This window comes from Cryobacterium sp. PAMC25264 (genome assembly GCF_019443325.1).
Taxonomy (GTDB): domain Bacteria; phylum Actinomycetota; class Actinomycetes; order Actinomycetales; family Microbacteriaceae; genus Cryobacterium.
This window is the reverse complement of sequence record NZ_CP080383.1, coordinates 3370112-3392796: the sequence shown is the minus strand read 5'-3', so window position 1 is coordinate 3392796 and position 22685 is coordinate 3370112. Positions and strand designations below refer to the sequence as shown.

General features: G+C 65.1%; 21 protein-coding genes and 1 pseudogene. 8 read left to right on the top strand and 14 right to left on the bottom strand.

Translation table 11 applies throughout. The features are described from left to right. Window positions 1-39 precede the first annotated feature (39 nt). The 3 genes and pseudogenes from KY500_RS19505 to KY500_RS15855 all read right to left on the bottom strand — a co-directional run bounded on the left by KY500_RS19505 (window position 40) and on the right by KY500_RS15855 (window position 2461). Entirely contained in the window at window positions 40-309 is a 270-nt protein-coding gene (locus tag KY500_RS19505; RefSeq protein ID WP_255579445.1) for a hypothetical protein, read from the bottom strand. Window positions 310-386: 77 nt separating this feature from the next. Continuing rightward, window positions 387-1274 (bottom strand): annotated as a pseudogene (locus KY500_RS15860) (ABC transporter substrate-binding protein); the annotation flags it as partial. A 167-nt stretch (window positions 1275-1441) separates the two neighbouring features. Then, entirely contained in the window at window positions 1442-2461 is a 1020-nt protein-coding gene (locus KY500_RS15855; protein ID WP_255579444.1) for a LacI family DNA-binding transcriptional regulator, read from the bottom strand. Between the two features lie 1112 nt (window positions 2462-3573). Here KY500_RS15855 and KY500_RS15850 point away from each other — a divergent pair. The 3 genes from KY500_RS15850 to KY500_RS15840 all read left to right on the top strand — a co-directional run bounded on the left by KY500_RS15850 (window position 3574) and on the right by KY500_RS15840 (window position 7642). After that, entirely contained in the window at window positions 3574-5049 is a 1476-nt protein-coding gene (locus tag KY500_RS15850; protein ID WP_255579442.1) for an integrase core domain-containing protein, read from the top strand. A gap of 230 nt (window positions 5050-5279) precedes the next feature. Then, window positions 5280-6875 carry an IS21 family transposase gene (gene istA / locus KY500_RS15845; RefSeq protein WP_255579440.1) on the top strand — a complete coding sequence of 532 codons (1596 nt, stop codon included), beginning with the start codon at window positions 5280-5282 and terminating at the stop codon, window positions 6873-6875. Further along, window positions 6875-7642 (top strand): ATP-binding protein, encoded by a 768-nt coding sequence (locus tag KY500_RS15840; RefSeq protein WP_219903281.1) that lies wholly within the window; start codon window positions 6875-6877, stop codon window positions 7640-7642. The genes istA and KY500_RS15840 overlap by 1 nt, the downstream gene beginning before the upstream one ends. A 206-nt stretch (window positions 7643-7848) precedes the next feature. On the opposite strand, the gene KY500_RS15835 is transcribed toward KY500_RS15840, so the two are convergent. The 7 genes from KY500_RS15835 to KY500_RS15805 form a co-directional block, all read right to left on the bottom strand. Next, window positions 7849-8853: a hypothetical protein gene (locus KY500_RS15835; RefSeq protein WP_219901365.1), complete on the bottom strand. Its 1005-nt coding sequence runs from the start codon at window positions 8851-8853 to the stop codon at window positions 7849-7851. A 171-nt stretch (window positions 8854-9024) separates the two neighbouring features. Then, window positions 9025-9216 carry an AraC family ligand binding domain-containing protein gene (locus KY500_RS15830; protein WP_219901364.1) on the bottom strand — a complete coding sequence of 64 codons (192 nt, stop codon included), beginning with the start codon at window positions 9214-9216 and terminating at the stop codon, window positions 9025-9027. A gap of 131 nt (window positions 9217-9347) precedes the next feature. Then, window positions 9348-9737, bottom strand: coding sequence for a helix-turn-helix domain-containing protein (locus KY500_RS15825; RefSeq protein ID WP_219901363.1), 390 nt, complete (start codon window positions 9735-9737; stop codon window positions 9348-9350). Between the two features lie 136 nt (window positions 9738-9873). Next, on the bottom strand, window positions 9874-11574 hold the full coding sequence (locus tag KY500_RS15820) for an alpha-amylase family glycosyl hydrolase (RefSeq protein WP_255579439.1): 1701 nt from the start codon (window positions 11572-11574) through the stop codon (window positions 9874-9876). Between the two features lie 65 nt (window positions 11575-11639). Next, a complete protein-coding gene (locus KY500_RS15815) occupies window positions 11640-12563 on the bottom strand; it encodes a carbohydrate ABC transporter permease (RefSeq protein WP_219901362.1) in 924 nt (307 codons plus the stop codon). Then, window positions 12563-13450 (bottom strand): carbohydrate ABC transporter permease, encoded by an 888-nt coding sequence (locus KY500_RS15810; protein ID WP_219901361.1) that lies wholly within the window; start codon window positions 13448-13450, stop codon window positions 12563-12565. Before KY500_RS15810 ends, KY500_RS15815 begins: the two co-directional genes overlap by 1 nt. A gap of 21 nt (window positions 13451-13471) precedes the next feature. Continuing rightward, complete coding sequence (locus KY500_RS15805; RefSeq protein ID WP_219903484.1) at window positions 13472-14707, bottom strand: ABC transporter substrate-binding protein; 1236 nt, start codon at window positions 14705-14707, stop codon at window positions 13472-13474. Window positions 14708-14866: 159 nt separating this feature from the next. Between KY500_RS15805 and KY500_RS19500 the strand changes: the two genes are divergently transcribed. Both KY500_RS19500 and KY500_RS19495 read left to right on the top strand, forming a co-directional pair. Continuing rightward, entirely contained in the window at window positions 14867-15385 is a 519-nt protein-coding gene (locus KY500_RS19500) for a hypothetical protein (protein WP_255579438.1), read from the top strand. Next, entirely contained in the window at window positions 15382-16083 is a 702-nt protein-coding gene (locus tag KY500_RS19495) for an ROK family protein (RefSeq protein WP_255579436.1), read from the top strand. Before KY500_RS19500 ends, KY500_RS19495 begins: the two co-directional genes overlap by 4 nt. A 59-nt stretch (window positions 16084-16142) precedes the next feature. Here KY500_RS19495 and KY500_RS15795 read toward each other — a convergent pair whose 3' ends face one another. Beyond that, window positions 16143-16805 (bottom strand): trans-aconitate 2-methyltransferase, encoded by a 663-nt coding sequence (locus tag KY500_RS15795; RefSeq protein ID WP_219901360.1) that lies wholly within the window; start codon window positions 16803-16805, stop codon window positions 16143-16145. A 196-nt stretch (window positions 16806-17001) separates the two neighbouring features. Here KY500_RS15795 and KY500_RS15790 point away from each other — a divergent pair, with 196 nt between their 5' ends. The 3 genes from KY500_RS15790 to KY500_RS15780 all read left to right on the top strand — a co-directional run bounded on the left by KY500_RS15790 (window position 17002) and on the right by KY500_RS15780 (window position 19249). Further along, complete coding sequence (locus KY500_RS15790) at window positions 17002-17553, top strand: dihydrofolate reductase family protein (RefSeq protein WP_219901359.1); 552 nt, start codon at window positions 17002-17004, stop codon at window positions 17551-17553. A gap of 44 nt (window positions 17554-17597) precedes the next feature. Further along, window positions 17598-18131 (top strand): NUDIX hydrolase, encoded by a 534-nt coding sequence (locus KY500_RS15785; protein WP_255579433.1) that lies wholly within the window; start codon window positions 17598-17600, stop codon window positions 18129-18131. A 659-nt stretch (window positions 18132-18790) separates the two neighbouring features. Beyond that, on the top strand, window positions 18791-19249 hold the full coding sequence (locus KY500_RS15780; RefSeq protein WP_219901357.1) for a hypothetical protein: 459 nt from the start codon (window positions 18791-18793) through the stop codon (window positions 19247-19249). A 123-nt stretch (window positions 19250-19372) separates the two neighbouring features. Here KY500_RS15780 and KY500_RS15775 read toward each other — a convergent pair whose 3' ends face one another. The 3 genes from KY500_RS15775 to KY500_RS15765 form a co-directional block, all read right to left on the bottom strand. Then, entirely contained in the window at window positions 19373-20071 is a 699-nt protein-coding gene (locus tag KY500_RS15775) for an HNH endonuclease signature motif containing protein (RefSeq protein ID WP_219901356.1), read from the bottom strand. After that, window positions 20068-21243 carry a DUF222 domain-containing protein gene (locus KY500_RS15770; protein ID WP_219901355.1) on the bottom strand — a complete coding sequence of 392 codons (1176 nt, stop codon included), beginning with the start codon at window positions 21241-21243 and terminating at the stop codon, window positions 20068-20070. The genes KY500_RS15775 and KY500_RS15770 overlap by 4 nt, the downstream gene beginning before the upstream one ends. Window positions 21244-21430: 187 nt before the next feature. Then, on the bottom strand, window positions 21431-22606 hold the full coding sequence (locus KY500_RS15765) for an alcohol dehydrogenase catalytic domain-containing protein (protein ID WP_219901354.1): 1176 nt from the start codon (window positions 22604-22606) through the stop codon (window positions 21431-21433). Window positions 22607-22685 lie beyond the last annotated feature (79 nt).

Genomic DNA, 22685 nt, shown 5'->3' with positions numbered 1-22685 from the left:
CCGTCAGCTGTGACGCTGAGACCGCACCCCCGCGGTCGACTACTTCTGCGTGTAACCGCCGTTGGACTTGATGTTGGCGTCGATGGCCTTGACCGCCGCGTCGAGGGTGCCCTGCGGGTCACCGCCGTTGATGATGTCCTGCGTGGCCTTGGTGAACTCCGTCGCGATGAACGGGTACGCCGGGGTCTCGGGGCGAAGCACCGCACTGTTCGCCGAGAACTCGCGGAAGATGGCGAGGTTGCCGCCCTCCTCGAAGCCGGGCACCAGGGCGGCGGCGGCATCCGTGGCGGGGATGGTGGCCGTGGCCACCGCGACCGCGGCGATGTTCTCGGGGAGAGCGAGTAGGAGAGGTAGTCCATGGCTGCTTCGGGGTTGGCGCAGCCGGTGGTCACGCCCCACTGCCAGGAGCCGCCGCCGATCTTGGTGCCTTCGCCGAGGTCGACGGAGGGCATCACGGCCAGGTCGTCGCCGAGAGCGGCGGCGTTGTTGGCGGCCGCCCAGCTGCCGCCGTACTGGATGGCGGTGACGTTGTTCTGGAAGTCGAGGGCCGAGTCCGCGCCGCTCTTGGTGGCGATGTAACCGTCGGCTGCCAGGGACTGCATCCACTCTGCCCACTTGAGGGCATCGGGTCCGTTGAGCGCGCCCTCGGCCGACTGGTAGTCGCTGCGGTCGATGAGGTCGCCGCCGAAGGACTGCAGCAGCGGCGAGTACGCGTAGGGGTACCACTCGCCCACGTCACCCGTGCCGATGTCGAGCGGGTTCTTCCAGGTGCCGGTCGCCTTGAGCTTCGCGAGCGCGTCGTCGAACTCGGCCTGCGTCCACGGCTGGTCGATGGTGGCCTGGCGGATGCCGTTCTCGGCGAGCACGGACTTGCGGGCGAACATCGCCAGCGCCACGTCGTAGTAGCCCACCGAGTAGGTCTGGCCGTTCCAGATGCCCAGCGTGCTGGGCAGGTTCTCGCCCAGGTCCACGCTGAGATCCAGCGGGGTGAGGTACTTGGCCCAGGCCCAGTTGGGCACGTTGGGGCCGTCGATGTCGACGATGCAGGGCAGCTTGCCGGATGCCGCGGCCGCGATCACCGAGTCGTTGTAGGAGGCCTGCGGGAACGCCTGCAGCTTCACCGTGGTCTTGTCCTGGCTGGAGTTGTAACCGTCCACGATGGCTTGTACGGCGGCGAGCTCTTCGGTGTTGCCGCCGTTGTGGGTCCAAATGGTCAGTTCACCGTTCTTGCCGTCGGAGCCGGCGGCGGCGGTGCCGTTGGCGCAGCCAGCCATGCTGGCAACGAGACTCGTGGCAAGTAAACTCGCAACGATCAGGCGCTTCTTTGCGTGTCTCATCTTCATTCCTTCTATTCGGTTGGGTGGAGAGTTTCTCGGCGGAGGCGCCGATCGTCGCGTTCGTTCCAGCGGACGCGAAGTGTGTGGGTTGGCTCGTCGCCGCGTTAGCGCGGAGGCGGGCCGACTGACTGCCGTAGCACCAGCGGGCAGGGCATCTGAATCTGCTGCGGTGCCGAATCGGCGTCGTCGGCCAGTTCGGCGGCGAGCCGCTCGATGGCCCAGCGGCCCATCTCGTAGTGCGGCAGTGCGATAGAGGTGAGCCCGGGCAGCAGCGCGTCGGCCAGCACCTCGAAGTTGTCGATGCTCACGATGCTCAGGTCCCCGGGGATCTCCAGGCCGGCCAGGTGTGCCGCCTGGTAGGCGCCCATGGCGATGCGGTCGTTGAAGCAGAACAGCGCGGTGGGCCGGTCGGCCAGGGCCAGCAGCCGGCTGGCGGCGTCGCGGCCCGGCCCGGTCATCGACTCGCTCGCGGTGACGAGGGACTCGTCGTAGGCGATGCCCTGTTCGGCCAGAGCGGCACGGTACCCGGCCAGGCGGCCGCGGGTGGCGGGGATGTCGTCGATGTTGCCCAGGTAGCCGATGCGCCGGTGTCCGGCCTCGAGCAGGTGCGCCATCGCGGTGCGGGCGGCGCCCTCTTCGTCGGGCACCACCGAGGACAGGTCGGTGCGGTCGCTGGATGCGTCGAGCAGCACGGTGGGGATGCCACTCAATGCCGCGGGAAGCTCAACAGCCTGGTGGTACATACGGGCGTAGATGATCCCATCCACACGATGCTGCAGCAGCGCTTCGATGCCGAGGTCTTCGACCTTGGAGTTGCGGTTGGAGTTGACGACCATGAGCACCTGGTCGTTGGCGGCGGCAGCCTCCTGCGCTCCGAGCAGCACGTTGCCGGCATAGGGAGTGGTGGAGATCTCGTCGCTGACGAAGCCGATGATCTGCGAGCGCTTGCTGCGCAGGCCGCTGGCGAGCCGGTTGGGTGCGTAGTTGAGGCCCTCGGCCACTGACTTGACGCGTTCCCGGGTGGCGTCGCTGAGCTGTCCGCCACCGCTGAGCGAGTGCGACACGGTCGTCACGGAGACGCCGGCCGCGGCCGCGACCTCTCGAATACCCACACGCTTGCTCATCATTGAACCCATTCCCAAAAACGTTTTTGTTGATGTGGGTGAGAGCTTACATAAACGTTTTTGTGGATGTCAAGGTCTGAATACGAACCCGCGGAGACGTGAGGCCGCGGGTTTGTCCCTTCCTAGGCCGGGCAGTGCGTCGCGCTGCGCCATTAGGCCCTGAGAATTCGTGGACACCCGCGCCCAACCGATCAGCACCTCCCTCAGGTGGGTAGCCTCACATGACCCCGCTCACCGGAACCGAATTCGAATAATGTATTGGAGCAGCACCCGCGAGCCTCAGTGTTGTTGCGATGGGACATGAGGCAGGATATTCAGGGAATGATTGCGGGGGTTACCATTGCCGGCCGCTTTGTGTCACACTTGAATTGTCCAGTTATCGCGGTAACTGTGAAAGTAAACCCTGGGAGATCTCGCATGGCGGGGCCCAGGGTTTTGCGTTTTAACCTTGGTGGATTTCGTGAAACGTAATGGAATCCCGGATGGGGTCCAGCATCGCAGGGTTTCCGATCCGGTCTTGTGTGACAGCTCCGCAGACAATGTCTGAGATCCACAAGAGGGGCTCGGCTGGACCGGGCAGGTGGTAGAAACGCAGCGAAGGATCGATGATCCGTTTAGAGCGAAGTCCCTGGAGGAGTGCAAGATCAGACTTGTCTCCGGGTCCCCGTGATTCGAAGATCACGCGAGTAACTCCCAGCAGCTGCAGCTCGAATGTCAGCCGTTCGATGCACATTCGCCGTCGACGTTCTGCAGGTGCATGGGTGCTTCCTAATCGGATCACGACAAGGTGCTCGGCGCCGATGCCTGACACGTGCCCAACGAGCTTCGTGCGGCCTGCAGGTGTGTTGTTGTCATGCCAGTGGAGCTTCTTTCGGGAGGCTGGTTTGAGAACAACCATTTGCTCTCGGGCGAGAGCGGTTGGCGAGTAGCCGGTGTTGGTACCTCTAGTCCACGTACTTGGTACTGTGCTGTCTCAGCTCTGTGTTTACGACCTGTCTCACGACGTTGTTGTCACCATGTCTCAGCACCTTGTTTACGGGATGTCTCACGACCCTGATTACAGGTTCGGCGTTCAAGGAAGCACGCCCTGATCGCGGTTTTGATAATTGGGGGTGCCTAGATCCCTTTCTCCCTCCGTCCGCCGCCAGATCATTGAATACGACCCGCTTGCCGCCGACGGGCCCAGCGTTACCGAGTTCTGCCAACGACTGAACATCAGCCGGCCGTCGTTTTACAACATCCGGCGACGATTCCTCCGCGAGGGCAACACGGCGCTGAATCCGCGCTCGTCAGCGCCACTGAACCCGGTACGGACCTTTGACCAGAAGACTACCGAGATCGTTCTGAGGATCCGCGCCCGGCTGAAGAAGGAAGGTTGGGACAACGGGCCCAAATCAATCTGGTTCACCGGGATCGATACCGGCGAATTCGTTTCTCCCATCCCGTCGGTGGCGACGATCGCCCGCATCCTCGCTTCATCCGGCGTCACGATCGCGAACCCGCGGAAACGTCCACGGGCGGCCTGGCTTCGGTTCTCCCGTGCCGCGGCGATGGAGATGTGGCAGCTGGACGCGTTCGAGTACCGTCTCGCCGACGCGCGGGACCCGAATGTGCTGGGCACCAAGGTCACCGTCTACCAGCTGCTGGATGACTCCACCCGCTTCGACGTCGGCACGATGTGCTTCGCCACTCCGGAGAACGGCACCGACGCCATCACCACGCTCCGTTCCGCCTTCACCGACCACGGGGTACCGAAAGAGCTGCTCAGCGACAACGGGACCGCGTTCAACCAGGCCCGACGCGGCAACATCTCCGCCACCGAACGGTTCCTCGCCGACCGGGGCTGTCTGGGCATCACCGGGCGCGGCAGCCACCCCCAGACCCAGGGGAAGAACGAACGCAGCCACCAAACGATCTTGCGGTTCCTCGATGCCAACGCCCCCGATACCCTGGAGCAGCTCACCGCCCTGATCATTGATTACCGCGCCTATTACAACTACCGCCGACGGCACCAGGCGCTGCCCGGATCGATGACACCCGGGCAGGCCTGGGGCGCCGCGGAACACCGCCCCGCCGATGGCACCCCGATCAGCCACGACGTGCTTCAGGCGCGAGCGGACTCGTACCGGGACAAATCCCTCGCCGATCAGTCGGGCGGAGCTGTCGATCTGAGGCAGACCACGATTCCCGCCGAGCCTGGCGCGCAGCGGGTGCCGCATGGCGGCCGGCTGCGCGATTCCTCGGACCACGTCGTCATCACGCGAGCCAACCCGCAGTTCTACTTCCACGGCCTCCGAATCAAGGTCCCGACGACGCTGGTTGGGACCTACCAGGTCGTGACCACCGAGACCGAATTCGCCATGTTCGACGCGCTCAGTGGAGTCGAGAGCATCTACTTTCCACTGCCCATGCGCACCGACGCCGCCCAAGAACCCTTCCCGCTCTGGCAAATCGCGGGAGCGAAAATCCGCGACCCGAAACCGGCCTGGCTTCACAAACATCAAACCTACGAGAAGGAGCATTTTCCGCCAGATCGTGACTACACGTCCATGCCGACTTCGTCGGCTAACCAGTTCCGCCGGCTGTAATCAACGTCGTGCGATTGGTTGTAAACAACGTGGCGACACCGGTTGTAAACAACGTCGTGAGAGCGGTTGTAAACAAGGAGGTGAGAACGTGTGTAAACAACGTGATGCGATTACACACCACGTACTTGGTACCCCTTGTTCTGGGTTGTTGGTACTGGTGTGAAGTCTCCGCTTTTCTAGACGCAGCGGTGGCACGTGGGTGTCACTGCTTCGAACTAGAAGGAGTGGGTATGGCCAACTACCGGAAGATCATGGAGCTGGTGCTCGATGGCCGCAGCTATAACGACATCGTTCAGACCGTGGGGTGTTCCCGGCGCGACGTGTCGACGGTGAAGAAGACGATCACAGCGAGAGGCATCACGGCCGGGACCGTCGAGTCGATGACCGATACCGACGTTCAGACGTTGTTCCCGGACGGTCGCAAACGGGTGTCTGATGAGTACGAAGCGCCGGATTTTGCTGCGGTGCTGAGGTCGATGAAAGCCAACCGGCACTTCACTTTGCAGCAGGGCTGGCGGAAGTATGTCAGCGCCGGCGGGCGGGCCAAGAAGTATGGGTACGCGCAGTACTGCCACCTCTTCGGCGAACACTTACGGGTGAATGATTTGGTCGCGACCCTGCAGCACGAGCCTGGCCGGGCGATGCTGATCGACTGGGCCGGCGACACGATCGACTTGGCCGACGCGATCACGGGCCAGATCACGCGGGCGTATTTGTTCGTCGCGGTGTTGCCGTTCTCGGGCGCCCTGTTTTGTCATGCCACGACGAATATGAAGTCCGAGGCGTGGCTTGACGCTCACGTTCGTGCGTTCTCGTTCTTTGGCGGCGTGACCCAGATCCTCGTGCCCGACAATCCCACCACCTCCACCCACCGGCGCACCGCCGGCGATGGAGAACGGATCGTCAACGCCCGCTACCAGCAGCTCGCCGACCACTACGGGACGGCCGTTGTTCCCGCCCGGGTGCGCAAGCCCCGAGATAAAGCGGCGGTGGAATCAGCAGTGAATGTTGTGAACAAACGCGTGATCGGCTACCTCGCCGAGGACGTCTTCACCAGCATCAGCGAGCTCAACGCTGAGATCATCCTGCGGGTGCGGGAGATTAACCACGACATCCGCCGAGCCAACGACACGACCAGGTGGGAACTCTTCGAAGCCGAAGAAGCAGCCCACCTCGCGCCGCTGCCAGCAGACCGGTTCGAGGAAGTCGAGTGGAAAGAGCTCAAGGTCGGCCGCAACTACCATCTCAGCTGCGACTCCCAGCAGTACTCCGTCCCGTTTGGCTATGCGGGCCAACTGCTGCGGGTTCGGCTGACGTCGTCGCGGGTGACGGTCTTCGACGGTCAAACGATCCTCTGCGAACATGCTCGCCTGCGAGGCCGGAAGGGCCAATACTCCACCCTGCCCGAGCACGTTCCCGCTCAATACCGCGACGTTGACGGGTTGTGGTCGAGGCGGTGGTTCGTGGACCGGGCGCGGTCCTTCGGCCCGGCGACAGTGAGCGTGATTGAGCAGATCCTCGACCGGCACTCCATCGAGGCGCAGGGATATTTGGACTGCCAGAACATCCTCGACGGGCTCGGGAAAAGAAACCGCGGCCGGTTGGAGGCCACCTGCCAGGAGCTGATCAACCAGCGCGGTCACGCGACCTATACGACACTGAAACGCACGATGGCCGCGATCGACACCGACAGCAAGCGGCCCCGCCCGCTCACCCCGGCAGCTTCGACGCGCAAACGAGTCAGCACCGTCACTTTCCACGACACCATCCCGGACGTTTACGTCCGTGACGCCTCCCACTACGCCCGCGACGAGGAGGCCAAGTGATGTTCACCGGCATCGACTACGACAAGTTCCGGGCCCTGCGCGTGACCCACGTCGCCACCCGGTTCGAAGAACTCATCCAAGACGAAACCAACGACACCCTCACCCCGGAACAACTGTTCCTGACTGCGGTCGACGACGCGCTCGAGCAGCGCCGTCACAGCCGGGTCGAGAAACTGATCCGACAGGCCAGATTCCCGATCCCACACGCGTCAATCGCTGAACTCGACTACCGCGACGGCCGCGGCATCACCGGAGTCCGAATGCGCCGCTACGCCGCCCACGCCTGGCGGACCGACCCTACGAATCTGCTGATCATCTCGCCCACCGGCGGCGGGAAAACCTACCTCGCCTGCGCGATCGGGATCAGCGCCTGCCTGACCGAACACACCGTGACCTACACGCGGATGGACGACCTCGCCCGGCGTCTGATCATCACCCGCAGCGACGGCATCGCCCACCAGAAACTGCTCAACGAGCTCTCCGACGTCGATCTGCTCATCATCGATGACTTCCTCACCGTCGGCATCGACAGCGACGCCGCAAGCGATCTGTTCGCCGTCCTCGCGAACCGAGAACACCGCCTGCCCACCGTAATCGCGTCTCAATCCGGGCCCAGCTACTGGGTCGAAGCACTCCCGGACCGCGTTGCAGCAGACTCCATCGTGAACCGACTCGCGAACCATTCCAGAACGATCAACCTCGGCCGAGTCGACATGCGCAAGCTCCGTGACGATCACGCCCGCGCCGACAAAGACCACTGGGAGTAAACGCACCCGGCCGTGCTGGCGGCGGGCCACAACTCGCCGCCAGTACCACCTAGCCAGAAACCGATACCACTTCGACGGACTAGAGGTACCTACTCGGGCTACTCGCCAAGCGGTGTCCCTTTCATCCATGATTGTCGCGCAGAGGATATATGTGCCTGCGTCAATATCTTGTCGAGACTCTGACTCATCGACGAAGGCGACAAACGTCATGAGTGTTCCTCTTCGGGCCATGTGATGGTTGCGTAGCCCGTCTTGTCCCAAGTTGTTTTCACCCAGGCGGCCAGGGCGTTGGGGTCAACGATTTTCTCGTCGCTGTGTTTGGGAAAAGTGACCACGAAACTCAAGGATTCTCCGGGTTCGTTCAGGAACGGGGGAGGGCTGGCCATGTAGTGGTGCATGGCGTAACCACTGCGTTCGTAGTCACGCAGAAGCCAAACCAGCCATTCTGACGTGGCCCATCCATCCCGATGAGGGCCGGCGTCAAATACTGTCGAGTAGGGCTCTGCGGGTCGAATTTGCCAGGACAGCATCCAGCTCTCGTCGAGCTTGCTGTCAGCCACCCAACCGATCACCTGCGGGAGGGCGTTCAGTACTCGCGCTAGCGGCAGATACTTCGATGGCACGCTGCTGTAATCGGGAGGCGTCTGACCGATGGGACGGCGCACCCATAGCGGTGAAGGGACTTCCACCTTTCCCGCTGAGGCAAGAGCGGTGGCGCGCCGTTGGGCATCCTCCAAGATTTCGAACGTCGCATTCGACTCGTTGTCCAGATGTCGAGTGGCCCCGGCACGAAGAACAGTACGAGCTGCGAACAGTACATCTCGAGTGGAATGAGCAGCGGCGATCTCCTGGCCCGAGAGGTCAGTCCAGGCTATGGATTGGTACAGTTCCAACGCCGCGCGAAGAAGATGTAGGTCTGTTTTTCGTGCCTCGCTGATTGCAGCCGAGACTGCTTTTGGACTCACGCCTAGTTCCACGGCCACGGACTCACCAGATGAGCCAGGGCGCAGCGTCAATTCATACACGGCCTTCCGCCGAATGGTGGCGATTTTGCTTTGGATGGAACGTGCTTGCTCAGACGCAATTTCACATTCTCGGATTCGCTGACGGGGGTCCGGAATGGAGTCTAGGTATGCGAGCGTGCGTTCGACGCGGAGGCCACTCGCGTAGTCTCCGTATCTATTAGCCGTCTCGGCTTCTTCGTTGGTCACCATGCCACTATAGAGGCAAAACCACCCCGGGGGTAATTTCTGTCAAATGTGTTTGCGCGTGGTCAATGACCGGAGCTCGGCCATGAGCGATCAAGCTGCCATGCCTCGAGTCTGATTTTGAGGCTGACTCATGCGCCAGCGTGTCATGCACTCGGCGACAGCTTTGACCGCTCAGGAACTGAGAAACTCGCGCAGGTCGCGGCCGGTCACGTGCAGCCGCCAGAGCGTCCATGGGGTGTCTTCGTTGGAGCCGTATGAGTGCGGTTGCCCTGGCGGCAGAATGATCACCTGGCCGGCGGTCACCGGAAACCGGCCTGCCGGGGTTTCGCGCCATCCGCTGCCCTTGGCGCACACGATGATCACCGCCTGCGAGATACATGGTGAAGGTGGGAGAAGACGTGTTAAGCAGGCTTACACAATCTCGTGACGTTTAAAGAAATCGCCCAATTCTTTACATGTCTTGGTGCCTCCGAGGTGTTGCTCGCTAAAAGCGGTCACCCCTTCCGCTGCCCCCGGTACCCGAACGGCGTCACCCCGTGCACCTTCTTGAATTGGCGGGCGAAGTAGAAGCTGTCGGGGTAGCCGGTGGCGGCGGCGACCGGGGCGATGGATCGGTCGGTGGTGTCCAGGAGTTCGCGGGCCCGGGCCATCCGGAGCTGGGTTTGGTATTGCAGGGCGGGGTAGCCGATGCGGCTCTTGAAGAGGGCGGCGAAGTGGGAGCCGCTCAAGCGCGACATGGCGGCGAGTTCGGCGACGCTCACTTGGTCGTCGATGTGGGTGTGCAGGTCTTCGGCGGCGCGGTCGGAGGCGAGCAAGGCCATCAGGTGCCAGGCGGCGCCGGCGGCGGCGAGCAGGCCGCGGTGGTGGTGTCGCGCTCCATCCACTGCAGCACCTCGGCGATCAGCGCCACCCGGCGGGGTGCGGCGGGGTGCGGATCGGGTCATCCAGGGTCACTCCAACGATGACCGTGCGGGCAGACGGTGAGCACCGCCTGCCCGCACGATCACCTAGACGGTGGGGTCACTCCACCCCGTGACCCCCGAGCCACACCGTGGCCTCGCCCGGCAGCGCTCCCGCCTCGAGCGTGCGGCTGGCCAGCATCACATCGGAGCGGTCGAGTGGGTACGGCTCGGTGCCGAAGTTGGTCACGATCTCCCACCCGCTGGGCCGACGGTAGTGCAGAACATCGGCACGGCCGGTGGGAACCCACTCCAGGTGTTCGTCGGTCTGCAGGGTGCGCCGCAGCGCGAGGGCTTGGCGGTAGAGCTCGAGCGACGAGGTCGGGTCGTCGCTCTGGGCGGCCACCGAGTAGTCCGCGAACCACGCCGGCTGGGGCAGGTGCGACCCGCCGGCGCCGAAGCCGAACGCGGATGCGGCTCCGGATTCCCACGGGAGGGGAACGCGGCAGCCGTCGCGCCCGAGGTCGGTGCCGGCGCTGCGGAAGAAGGTGGGGTCCTGCCTCTGGTCGGCCGGGATCTCGGCGACTTCGTGCAGGCTCAGTTCCTCGCCCTGGTACAGGTAGCTGGAGCCAGGCAGGCCCAGCATGAACAGGGTCGCGGCGCGCGCGCGGCGCTCACCGGCCGGCCGATCGAGCACCGGCGATACCCCGCCGGAGATCACCCAGTCCACACCGTGCTTGCGGGCCGGACGCCCCGAGGCGTCACGCTCGGGCTGCGGGAGCCCGTACCGGGTCGCGTGCCGCACGACATCGTGGTTCGACAGCACCCAGGTGCTCGACGAACCCGAGGTCTCGGCCAGGGTGAGGTTGTCGCGCACCACGGTCTCAAACTGGCCGGCGTCGAAGTCCGCCTCGAGCAGGTCGAAGTTGAAGGCCTGGCCGAGGCCCGTGGGGCTGGCATAGAGCGGCACCCGCGCCTTGTCCACCCAGGCCTCCGCCACCGCCGTGCGCGGCGGGTCGTAAGAGTTGAACACCGTGCGCCACTCGGCGTAGATCTCGTGCACATCGTCACGGTCGATCATGGGATGCATGCCGTCCTTGGGGAGCGCATCCAGCTGCGCCTGCGACGGCAACGGCTCGGTGAGGTCCTTGGTGAGCATGTGGGCCACATCGATCCGGAACCCGTCCACACCGCGGTCCGACCAGAACCGCAGGGTGGCCAGGAAGTCCGCGTGCACCTCGGGGTTGGCCCAGTTGAGGTCCGGCTGCTCGATGGCGAAGTTGTGCAGGTACCACTGGCCGTCGGCGACTCGTTCCCAGGACGACCCGCCGAACGCGGCGACCCAGTCCGTGGGCGGAAGCGAGCCGTCCGGTCCGCTGCCCTCGCGGAAGATGTAGCGTTCGCGGGCGGCTGATGCGCGGCCTGCGGCCAGTGCTTCCTGGAACCAGACGTGCTGATCAGAGGTGTGATTGGGCACGATGTCGACGACGACACGGATGCCGCGCGCGTGCAGGGCGTCGAGCATCCGGTCGAAGTCGGCCAGGGTGCCCAGTCGCGGATCGACGTCTCGGTAATCGGCCACGTCGTATCCGCCGTCCGCCAGCGCCGACGGGTAGAACGGGCTCAGCCACACCGCGTCGATGCCGAGCTCCTGCAGGTAGTCGGCCTTGGCGGTGATGCCGGGGATGTCACCCAGGCCGTCGCCGTTGGCGTCGGCAAAGCTGCGGGGATAGATCTGGTAAACGGCGGCCTGGCGCCACCAGGGTGCTGGTTCGGTGATCGGATGCTGGGCGGGCGCCTGTGCAACGTCGACAATGCTCACGGGAATGGATCTCCTTGTGGTCGAGGGGTGGTCGAGGACTGATGGGGATTGTTCAGCGCGGGCCGTCAGCCCTTCACCGCGCCCTGGGTGACGCCTTCCATCACCCAGCGCTGGGTGAAGAGGTAGACGATGATGGCGGGAGCCATCGCCATCAGGTACGAGGCGAAGGACACGTTGTAGTTGTTGCTGAACTGGGTCTGGAAGATGCTCTGCACCACCGGCAGCGTCTGCAGCGCAGGGTTGGAGGTGATCAGCGACGGCATCATGAAGTCGTTCCAGGAGGCCAGGAAGGCGAAGATGCCGACCGTGGCACTCATCGGTGCCAGCAGGGGGAAGATCAGTCGCCAGAAGGTCTGCCAGGTGGTGGCGCCGTCCAGGCGAGCGCTTTCTTCCAGTTCGGCGGGGATCGAGCGGAGGAACGCCGTGAACAGCAGGATGCTGAAGCTCAGCTGGAACATGATGTGCAGGATCGTGACCCCGACGGGGTTGTCGAGCCCGAGCAACCCGGTCAACTGAATCTGCGGAAGCGCCACCACCGGGAAAGGGATGAACATCGCCGCCAGGAGGTAGAAGAACGAATAGCGAAACAGTTTGCGTTCCCAGTTGCGGGAGATCGCGTACGAGGCCAGAGCGCCGAGGATGACCGTTCCGATGACGGTCCCCGCCGTGATCATCACGGAAACGCCGAATGCTGCGGGGAAGTTCGTGAGGTTCCAGGCGGTGACGAATCCCTCCACACTGAACGGGGCAGGAAGCGAGAAGGCATTGCCGTCGACCGCTTGTGCCTGGGTCTTGAACGCCATCGAGATGGTCACGTAGAGCGGCACGACGACCGTGATGGCGCACAGAAGCAGCACGATCATGAGGGACATGCTGGGCTTGTTGCCGCGGCTCCGGGAAGTGCGGGCCGGCTGGCGGCGTGCTTGGCCGGTCTCGAGTGTGGCGGTGGCGTCGGCGCCCTCGACGATGAGGGCCGGTTGCATTGACATTAGATTGCGTTCCTTCCACGCGTGATCCGGAGCTGGAGCAGTGAGATGACCACGACGATGACGAAGAACATCGTTGCGTTGGCCATCTGGTAGGCGTAGTCACCTCCGGTGAAGCCCGTGACGATGGTCATCGGGATGCTGCGGGTGGCGGTTCCCGGACCGCCGTTGGTGAGGCCGACAATCACGTCGTAGGCGTTGAGAAAGTTCTTGAAGCCAAGCAGCACGTTGATGATCACGTACCCCACCACGAGCGGAAGGGTGATCCGCAGCAGCTGCTGCCACTTGGTCGCGCCGTCCAGATCGGCGGCCTCGTAGACGTCCCCGGGCACGGCCAGAAGCCCCGCGATGTAGATGAGCAGTGTGCCGGGGATCGCCTGCCAGGCGGTGACGATGACGATACCGATCCAGGCCAGGTCCGGGTTGGCGAGGATGCTCTCGCTCAGCACGCCGATTCCGGTCGCTTGCCCGAACGCCGGGAGCGAATTGGAGAAGAGAAAGTTGAAGACGTAGGCGATGATGATGCCCGACACCACCATGGGGATCACGAATACCGTGCGGAGCGCTGTCTTCAGCCTGATCTTCGCCGTCAGGCCGACCGCGAGGAGAAAAGCGATCGCATTCACGAGCACCACGGTGACGGCGGCGAAGCCGAAGGTGAAGAGGTAGCTCGACAGGATGGCGGGATCGGAGAACATCGCGATGTAGTTGATCAGCCCAACGATCTCCCACTCGCCGAAACCGATCGAGTTGGTGAAGCTGAAGAAAATGCCGATGATGGCCGGCACCGTGATAGCGAGAGTGAAGAGCAGAAGGCTCGGCACCAGGAAGGCGTAGTAGATGCCTTCAACCTTGCGCCTCGGGCGGCGGGGCACAGTCGTCGTTGTCATGGCCAGTTCCTTATCTGTCGGCTAGCGGCGGAGCGCTAGTCGCGCCCAGTCGGCGTCGAGGGTTTTGAGGGTGCTCTCCACGCTGCTGCCCAGGGCGATGCCCTGCAGGTAGTTCTCAGTGGGAATGGTGAGTGGGATCGCTCGTGACGCGCCCTGGTAGAAGTCGGCGGCCTCGTAGTACTCCTTCATGCCGACGATGCGCGGGTCGGTGACCGGCGCAGCATCGGTCGTGGTGCCGTAGCCGAGCTGAGCCGAGTTGTAGGCATCCATCACGTCTTGTTGAAAGAGGTAGCTCAGGAATTCGCGGGCGCCTTCCTTCTGGTCGGATGCCTCCGGGATCCACGCGGCGAGGTCGATGTTCACCCGCACCTCGAGGTCGTCCGGGTCGTCGGTCATGGGCAGCGGGAAGGTGCCGAGTTCCAGGTCGGGGGAGGTCTTCGCGATCTCGCCGAGCGCCCACGGGCCCTGCAAGTACATGGCCGCTTCTCCATTGGCGAAGGCGAGGTTGCCGTCGCCGTATCCCTTGCTCGCCGCATCCGCATTCGCATAGTTGTCGATGAGTAGCTTCATGCGATCCACCGGGTCAGCGAACGTCCTCTGGAACGAGACCGGGGAGTCGGGGCCTACCTCGGTGCCTAAGTCGTTCATCTGGGCGTAGAAGTCGGCCACGTCGACCTCGCCGCCGACCGTGTAATCGAACCAGCCCTGCGCCACGGTCCACGGATCCTTGAAGGTGCCGTAGAACGGCGTGATCCCAGCGGCCACGAGCTGGTCGCACACGGCGATCAGCTCGTCGTAGGTCTCGGGCACCTCCAGGCCCTGCTCCTCGAACATCTCCGTGTTGTAAATGACGGATGCCGCCATCACGGAGTACGGCAGCACGCTGGTGCGGCCGGGATAGTTGGCGTACTGGCCGACAAGATCTTGCACCTCGGGAAGGATGCGGTCGGCCTCGGGCATGTCGGATAGGTCGCTCAGAGCGCCACGCTCCATGAAGCGGGCCATCTCCATGTTGTAGTTGAGCAGCCCCAGGTCGGGCGGGTTGCCACGAAGGAATCCGGCCTGCAGATTCGACGACGAATCGAGCACAACTCTGACGTCGTCCTGGGAGGCGTTGTACTCCGTGATGAGTTCCCGGAAGTACGGGATCGCCTCGGGTTTGCTGAGGTGAAAGCTCACAGTCGCTGGAGCATCGCCTGCCGCGCAACCGGTGAGCGCGGCACCGGCCAACAGGAGACTGAGGGAGGCCGCCAGCATCCGGGGTGTGCGGCGAGTGGTTCGGGGCACGTCATCGTCCTTTCAAAAACCGTCATTGGTTATGAGGAATTAGTTCGACTATTAGATTTAGCTATCAAATCAATTGAACTGCGACAATAATGCAACAAAGGAATATGAGAGTCAAGAGGTCTACTCAGAATGTTGAACGCAGTCCCCGAGTCACGCGCCAGTTTGCACGCCATGCTCGACTTCGCCTGGGACGCAGAGGCATTCGTGAGTACCGATGCCATGGAGGCGACCGGACTCACTCGATCGACAGCCATCGCCGCCCTCGACGAACTCATCAATTTCGGTCTGCTGCGCGAGCTACCGAACGCCCGCGCCGTCGGCCAATACAGCAAGGGGCGCCCGGCGCGCCGATTCGAGCTGCGGCCCGAAGCCGCCGTGGTCATCGGTATGGATGCCGGTCGATCGCACCTCACCACAACGGTGGCCGACCTGCGAGGAAAGGTGCTCGCTCAAGAAATCGTTGAGCTGGGCGCCCAGAAGGAAGACCCACAGGTGCGCCGAGCTGCCGTGGTTGCGGCCATCGACTCCGCCCTGCTGGCAGCGGGGCGTTCTCGCACCGAGGTGCTCGCCGCGTGTATCGGGGTGCCGGCCCCGGTGGACTCACGCGGCAGATCCCCGAGCAACGCGACGGCTTCTGGCGCCGAATGAACCCGGACCTGCGCGAGCTGCTTGAGCAGTGGGTGCCGATTGTGCGCCTGGAAAACGATGCCTCCCTCGCCGCGGTGGCGGAGGGTGCGACAGGAGCAGCCGTGGGGCTGGAGAATTTCGTGGTTCTGCTGGCCGGAGACCGCTTGGGCGCCGGCGTTGTGATCGACGGGCATCTGCTGCGGGGCGCTCACGGCGGTGTCGGTGAGATGAAGGCGTTCGACTTTGTTTTCGGCGTCGAGTCGGCCACGGGGATCGGCCTGAAACTCACCGACTGGGTGGTGCAGGCCGCCGAGTCGGGGCAGATCCCACCGGGGCATCCCCTGACCGAGGTGCCCGCCGACCGTCTCGATGGGCGTGCCGTGCTTGATCTGGCCCGGGAGGGAGACGCGTGGTCGAGAGGGCTCGTTGAACGGGCCGGCGCCTTGTTGGCCCGCGTCACGGCGGTCTTCGTCAGCCTCTACGATCCCGAACGTGTGATCGTTTCGGGCGCCGTAGCGGATGGGCTCGCCGAGGTTCTCGAGGTGGCGCGTACGCGCCTGCCGACGGAGTTGGACCTCCCGACTCCTGATCTGAGGCAGTCGCTGCTGGGCGCATCCGCGGTTGCGACTGGTGCGGTGTCCGCGGCGCTCGAAGCTGCTCGATCAGACGTGCTTCGACTCGGCGTCGACGAGCTCGGCTGGCGTCGAGCGGCCGGCTGAGCGGGCAGGCGCATTCCCCGTCCAGATCGACTCCTGGCTGGGTGCGGGGAGCTATGCGCTCATGGATGAGCTGGCGGCGACGCGAGAATGGTGACAGCACGGCGGGTGGCGCGCACGACGACATCCCGCAACTGCACGCCGTGACCGCCCATCGAGCGGGTGTGGGTTTCGCCCGCGTCGACGGTCCAGAGGGCGGTGTCAAAGCCGGCGATGATGTCCGCGAGGGTGACCGTGGCCTCGTGGGGCGGGTGGTGGTCGTGCTCGGCTGCGGCGGCGCTCGGAGCAGGAGCGGGTTCGTGCAGGTGCCCGACGATAAGGAGGGTTCCTCCGGGAGCCACCCAGGTGGCGATGTGGTCGTAGAACGCGAGCTGAGGCATGGCCGGATGCGCGTAGTTGGTCATGACCAGATCCCAGCTCTCCATCGGGGTCCAGTGGGTCAGATCCGCCTCGAGCCAGGTCACCGAGCCCGACAGGTCTTCCACGTGGGTGCGGTCGGCGGCCACCGCCAGAGCGGCGGCGGAGATGTCGGCGCCGGTGACCTGCCACCCGTCGGCGGCCAGTACCAGTGCCTCGGCGCCCGTGCCGCAGCCGGCATCCAGCGCTCGGCCCCGGGGCAGATCGTGGGTCTGAGCGAGCACGTACGGATTCGCGGGCGTGCTGCCGCTGAGCGGAGAAGCCTGGTCCCAGTGCTCTTCCCAGTAGGCCTTGTCGAACGAGTGCATAGTTGCGGGTCTCTTTCTTGGTCGGCCACGCGTCCGGGGCAGTGCGGTCTTGGCCGAGCATGGCAGAGCAATGCGCGAGAGGCGAGTTGACTTGCTAAATCGGCAAGAGCGAACGTCTTGAGACCCGGGATGTCTTGTCTCCCACACGGTTCGATGGGAGGGTGAACCGATCAGCCTCGCCGAATTGGAGTCCGTTATGCGCACACTCACTGCAGGCCTCTTCTACTCCGTTGACGGAGTGGTGGAGTCGCCGAACTTCTGGCAGTTCGACAGCTTCGATGCCGAGATGGGCGAGGAGATGGGCGCGGTGATGAGTCGCGTCGACACGGTCTTGCTCGGGCGAACGGGCTATCAGGAGTGGTCGGGCTACTGGCCGAGCGCCGGTGTCGACGATGCGTTCGGCGGTTTCATCAACCCGGTGCAGAAGTTCGTCGCGTCCCGCACGCTCACCGGCGATCTCGAGTGGCAGAACTCCCGGCTGATGGATGCGCCGCTGGAAGACTTCGTCACCGCGCTCAAGCAGACCGAGGGCGGCGAGATCAGCGTCATGGCCAGTATCTCGCTGGTGCGGCAACTTCTGTTCGCCGGGCTGCTGGACTCGCTGACCCTCATGATGCACCCGGTGATCGCGGGGCAGGGCCGGCATCTCTTCGAACCCACCGACCCCGTCACCCGGCTCAGCCTGCAGAACTCCCGGGTGACCAGCGCGGGCAACACCATCCTCAGTTACGGGCTGCGTTCCGAGTAGCGCGCCAGCGGGGCGTGGTTGGATGGGACCGAAAGGCGGTGCCCATGATCGAAGCCCTGTCAACGCGGGAGGCTTACCGCAATGCCTGGATGACCGTGCGCGAGGACGTCGTGCGCAGGGAGGACGGCTCGACGGGTCTCTACGGGGTGGTCGACAAGCCCGACTTCGCCATTGTCGTGCCGTATTCCGACGGCGGCTTCTGGCTGGTGGAGCAGTTCCGCTACCCGGTGGGGCGCCGGGCGTGGGAGTTTCCGCAGGGTTCGTGGCCGGACGACAAGGGCGGCAGCCAGGAGGACTTGGCCCGGGCGGAGCTGCAGGAGGAGACCGGTTTGCGGGCCGCGGATGTGCGCCACCTTGCGCACTTCTACAGTGCCTACGGCCACAGCAGCCAGGGGTGCGATCTCTACCTGGCCACCTCGCTCACCGAGGGCGCCCCGGAGCGTGAGAGCACCGAGCAGGACATGGTGCACCGCTGGTTCAGCGAGGCCGACTTCGTGCGCATGATCCGCGAAGGCGAGATTGTGGATGCGGCGACGATCGCCGCGTACACCTACGTGGTGCTCGACCGGCAGGCCTGAGCCCATGGGGCTGAGCGCCGACGACCTGCTGGGCGGCCCGCGCGGGCGGCGGTTGTGTCTCGAGCTGGCGCTCAGCCAGCGCACCTCCGAGAGCGCGGCTACCGAGGCGCTCCGGTCGGCCGCGTTTTACGCCGTCTACGGCCTCGACCCGGGGCGCGGGACGTCGCGGGTGCTCTTTGGGCCGGGCGTGGATGAACGGACCGGGCCGCCGCCCGCGCCGTCGCCGCAGGAGGTGGCGCGGTTGCTCGATGACGTGCCGTTGCCCTCCTGCGACGAACGCACCCTGTTGCTCGCGCTCCAGACTGCCGTCGACCGGGCCATGTATTGGCAGGATCCGGATGGGGAGGATGTGCTGGCCGCTTCGCCGGAGATGCGCGCGGGGCTCGCGCGAGTGGCCGCATCCGTTGCCGCTCTGCCCGCAGCCGCCTGGTGGGCGGAGCCCGTGGACCGGCGCGAGCAGTGGGCGGTCAGCTTCGTCGATACGACCGGCTCGGCACCTGTGCCTGTGCGCACCGCCCGGGAGGCCCTCGGGGCGTGGGAGACCGCTCAGACTGTGGAGGAAGCGCTGGCACAGCGAGACTGGCCGGCGGATCCCGCGGCTAATTTCGGCGGTCCTTGGTGGTCGAAACCGCCTAACGCGCTGACGAAATCGACCCGGGATGCTGCCCGGCGGGGTTCCCGTGGGACTGTCGTTCGTGGAGGACGGGCTTGGCTGGGAGGACGCCACGACCCAGCGGGTGCGTGTGCCCGACGGCGCCCGGGTCTACGAGATCGACGGTCCCGACGCGTGGGCAGAGCTGAACCGTCGATACCCGCTGCAGGTCACGGCAGCCCGGCGGCAGGTCTGGTACCTCACGACGGGGCGTGCGGGCACATGGGTTCTCCCCAACTGGGCGCAGGTGCAGCGCGACTTCGATGCCGTACATCTGTCGGTCGCGGGTTACCTCGCCACGGCCGGCGTCGCCATTCCCGTCGACGACGAGCGGTCAACCGTGCTCGCCGGATGGGACCCGGACGCCACCCACTGGCTGTGTGAGGTCACTCACGATGCGGCAACACGTCAGGAGTGGCGCCACCCACGGGATGCCGACTCGTGGGAGCTTTCCAGGAGCGAGTAATCGCACCGCACATTCTCGCGAAGGCGGTCTTTTGGTCACCTCACTATTCTGAGGTGACCACTTGGCCGCTCTTGCGCCCTCGCGCCTTCGTGTTCACGTTGCCGCGCTCACCTTCAGTCCCTGTCAGAACGGTGGGTTTTCGGGGACCGGGGCTGCGGGGCGGCGCGTGGGTTGCAGGTAGCTGTCGCCGGCGGGGCGTGTCCGGGTCTTCGTGCCGGTGGTCGGGGGCAGGGGCCGCGGTGGTGCCACGGGGTTGGCGGGGTCGGTGCGGTAGCTGCGTTGTCCGGGGGATGTCCAGAGCAGAATCCCGCCGGGCTCCTGGGTGACTCGCCACTGGGAGAGGTGTTTGAGTCGGTGGTGGGGTTCACAGAGGTGAGCGAGGTTGTCGCTGTCGGTGAGTCCGTCGCCGGCCCAGGGGTCGGTGTGGTCCACGTCGCTCTTGACCGCGGGGCGGGAGCAGCCGGGGAAGCGGCAGGTTTCGTCGCGTATCCGGAGCCACTTGCCCATGGCTTTGGTTTTCTTGTACTGGGTTTTGCCCAAGGAGAGCACGACCCCGGACTCCGGGTGGGTGAGCAGCCGGGTGAAGCCCGGTGCGTTTCCGGCGATCTCGCGGGCGGTCTCGGGTGAGATGGGTCCGTAGCCTTCGAGGGTGGCGGGTTCGTCGTCCAGGCCCAGGAGGGTGAGGACGGGAACGGTGATCATGACCTTGCCGCGGATCCCGGCGCCCATCCCGTCGGGGGTGATGCCGTCCAACAGCAGGGCACGGGTGATGTCGGCGCGCAACTGGTCGCGAGTGCGCCGTTTCTCTTCCTCGTCCCTCATCGCGGCCGTGCCCAAACTAATGCCCGGGCCCGTGTTCGCGCCTGCTGTCGCATCCGCTGCGGTTGAGTTGTCGGTCTTTTCAAGCTGACGGCCATCGAGTCGATGCGGTCGTAGGCGGCTTTGGTGTCGTGGGCGGTGCCGTACCAGTGCAGCCAGCCCATCCCGTCGGGTGCGGCTTCCCAGTAGCTGCGGCGGTCGGCGAAAGCGTTCTTGTTGCGTGTCGCGATCGACTCCGGGTGCTGTCGCTCCCGCACCCGGCGGGCTCTGTCGTTGAAGCGTCCCACGGGCAATGCCCTCGCGGCCGGGAGGACCGCTTCCACAAACGCGGCCTGGTCCTCGTCCGGGAGGGTGCGCATCTGGTCGATGAGCACGGTCGCGTGGCGGTAGCTGATCTCACCGGCGGAGAGAGCCTGAAACGCGGCAGGGGTCGAGAGCAACCAGAGGGACTGGTCCAGCAGTCGCTCCACGGCCCGTTCGGCGAGCTTGAGCAGGCAGGCGAGTTCGCTCACGATGGTGCGGCGGGCCACCTCCCCGTCCTCCCACCGGGAGTACGCGGCGGCGCGGGCTTGGTACACGGTCAGGGTCGCCGTGTTCCGGTCGGCCGTCCGGATGCTGTCCGGGTCGTTGTGCAGGCGGGAGGAGACGTGCGGGTCCTCGCTCCAGCACTGCAGGTCAGCGAGGTGCTCGGCCTGCCGGGCCTGCGCTTGGGCGATGAGGCGCGCCTCGGCCGCGACCAGTTCGGTGCGGCGGGTCAACTCGGTGCGCACGAACTCATCCCGAGCCACGTTAGGCGCGTAGGGCTCGTCCTCGTCTGGCACCGCCGGTTCATCGGGCGGCGTCGGCTCGACGGGCTCGGCTCGGTCGGTGGCCTTGCTGCCCTCGGTGGGCTCGGCAGACTCGGTGGGCTCGCCGGGAGGGGCCGGAGTGGCGCCCTCAGCCAGCTCGACGAGGTCGGCCGGATGTGCCGGCACGGGCAGGTCGGCAGCCGCGGCGGGCTTGGGCGGTGCGTCGGGCTCAGCTGGCCCATCGTCGGGCGATGCTGGCGCGGCGGGTGCGGTCGGGGTTGCAGCGGTTGGGGTCACGGCGGTCGGGGCGGTGCCAGGTGGAGCGGACTCCGGAGAGTAGTCGTCATCGTCCGGGGTGGGCGGTGGTGCCTGGTCTGGGCTACTCATAGTGAGATCGTCTCACCTACCACTGACATTCGAGCGGTCCACAAAGGCACCCGACACACGCATCCGCGAACTGTGAGTTAAGCACCCAAAATCCCGATTTACCGGTGCTTAAGTCACAGTTCGCGGGAGGGAAATGCCGAGCGGTCTCGGGATTCTGAGGCCGCTCGGCATCAGGGGCAAAGTGCCGCTAGGGCTTGAGTACGACCTTGATACAGCCGTCGTCCTTGGCGCTGAAGGTCTCGTACATCTCCGGGGCGCGGTCCAACGGCACCTCGTGGGTGACGAGGTCTTCGACACCGAGCGGGTCGGCCGGGTCCTCGACCAGGGGGAGCAGGTCGTCGATCCAGCGCTGCACGTTGCACTGGCCCATCCGCAGCTGGATCTGCTTGTCGAACATGTTCATCAGCGGCATCGGGTCGGCGACCCCCGAGTACACGCCGCTCACAGAGACGGTTCCGCCGCGGCGCACGAGGTCGAGCGCCATGTGCAGGGCGGCGAGGCGGTCGACGCCCACCGTGGTGAAGACCTTCTTGGCCACGGCATCCGGCAACAGACCGGCCGCCTGCTGCACGAAGGATGCTCCAGGGTTTCCGTGTGCCTCCATGCCGACGGCGTCGACCACGGAATCCGGTCCGCGGCCATCGGTGGCTTCGCGCAGGGTGGCGAGCAGGTCGTCGTCGAGGTCGAAGACCTCCACGCCGTGGCGGGCCGCCATTTCGCGGCGCTCGGGCTCCGGGTCGACGCCGAGCACGCGGAAGCCCAGGTGCACGCCGATGCGGCTGGCGAACTGACCGACCGGGCCGAGACCCAGAACGGCAAGGGTTCCACCCTCGGGCACGTCCGCGTACTGCACCCCCTGCCAGGCCGTGGGCAGGATGTCGCTGAGGAACAGGTAGCGCTCGTCGGGCAGGTCGGCGCCGACCTTGACCGCGTTGAAGTCGGCGTACGGCACGCGCAGCTTCTCGGCCTGGCCACCGGGAACCGAGCCGTAGAGCTCGCTGAATCCGTAGAGGCTTGCTCCGGTACCGGAGTCACGGTTCTGGGTGGTCTCGCACTGGGAGGTGAGTCCCTGGTTGCACATGAAGCAGTCGCCGCAGGCAATCACGAAGGGGATGACCACGCGGTCGCCCACGCTCAGCTTGCTGACCTCGCCGCCGACCTGCTCCACGACGCCCATGGTCTCGTGGCCGAGCACGTCATCCTGGGCCAGGAAAGGCCCCATCACGTTGAACAGGTGCAGGTCAGAACCACAAATGGCGGCGGAGGTGACGCGGATGACCACATCCGTGGGCTTCTGGATGACGGGATCGGCGACGGTCTTGACCTCGACCTTTTTGGTGTTCTGCCAGGTAAGTGCTTTCACGGGGTCCTCTTCTTGGTGCGTTCGGGCCGGATTGTCAGGCGTGCCCGGCTGGGGCGAATCTGACCAGCCTTATGCAGCA